Source organism: Arhodomonas sp. KWT (genome assembly GCF_010993615.1).
The window spans coordinates 1-715 of sequence record NZ_WNXE01000865.1 but is presented as its reverse complement, the minus strand read 5'-3'; the positions used below and the strand labels follow the sequence as shown (position 1 = coordinate 715).

At 72.0% G+C, this 715-nt stretch carries 1 protein-coding gene; it reads left to right on the top strand.

The window, feature by feature from the left end; genetic code table 11:
- A partial coding sequence (locus tag G7A99_RS22940) for a catalase (RefSeq protein WP_163144342.1) occupies positions 1–531 on the top strand: 531 nt, incomplete at its 5' end.
- Between the last annotated feature and the right edge of the window lie 184 nt (positions 532–715).

Here is a 715-nt window from a genome sequence, read left to right as displayed (position 1 = left end):
GAGATCGAGCAGGCGGCGTTCGAGCCCAACAACATGGTGCCCGGCACCGGCGTCAGTCCGGACAAGATGCTGCTCGCGCGGGTGTTCTCCTACGCCGACGCCCACCGGGCCCGGCTCGGGGTGAACTACAAGCAGATCCCGGTGAACGCGCCGCAGTGCCCGGTGCACAGCTACTCCAAGGACGGGGCGATGCGGGTGCAGAAGGTCTCGGACCCGGTCTACGCGCCCAACTCCAAGGGCGGGCCCGCCGCGGATCCGGAGCGATACCCGGAGGCGGCGACCTGGGAGGCCAGCGGTGATTTCGTCCGCCAGGCCTATACCCTGCGCAGGGACGACGACGACTTCGGCCAGGCCGGCACCCTGGTCCGCGAGGTGATGGACGAGGCCGCCCGCGAGCGGCTGGTCAGCAACGTTGTCGGCCACCTCAAGGGCGGCGTCTCGGAGCCGGTGCTCGAGCGGGCGTTCGAGTACTGGCGCAACGTCGACCCGGCGATCGGCAAGCGCATCGAGAAGGGCGTCCGCGGTGGCTGACGCGGCCTGAATCCCGGGCATGCCGGTCCGCCCGGCGTGCCCGGTATGCCCGACTTACGGTGCGACCGCGCCACGATCCCGCGGGCGGCCGTCCTTTTGCGTGACGGGGGCGGCTCGTGGCGCCGTCCGGAGACCCTCCGCCTCAGCCGCGCCTGCGCGGTCCACGCGTCAGCGCCTGCCCGTG